The organism is Cobetia sp. SIMBA_158, assembly GCF_046566945.1.
In the GTDB taxonomy this organism is placed as follows: domain Bacteria; phylum Pseudomonadota; class Gammaproteobacteria; order Pseudomonadales; family Halomonadaceae; genus Cobetia; species Cobetia amphilecti.
On record NZ_JAWJYL010000999.1, the window covers coordinates 1 to 240 of the forward strand.

The 240-nt window shown below is 43.3% G+C and carries 1 protein-coding gene; it reads right to left on the minus strand.

Translation table 11 applies throughout. The features are described 5' to 3' along the window. Positions 1 to 176 (minus strand): putative sulfate exporter family transporter (locus tag R2R70_RS22805; RefSeq protein WP_410979319.1); only part of this gene is annotated, 176 nt, incomplete at its 3' end. Positions 177 to 240: the final 64 nt, after the last annotated feature.

The window sequence follows — 240 nt, forward strand, 5'->3', positions numbered from 1 at the left end:
GTCATAATCGCTGGCATACCGACGCTCGCAACTTGCGTCATGGTTAGCTTAAAACCATAAAACATAATCGCAAGGCGTAAAATTTGACCTTTGGCAAAGCAAACACCACCGTTTAAACGTTCAGCGAATTTGGGATAGATGGTATTGCCTAATATAGATTGATGTAAGCCAAGCACATTTCTGGGATGTTAGCGCTGTTGATACTTTGGACAAGCTAGTGATGCGCTTGCAACGTGAAGG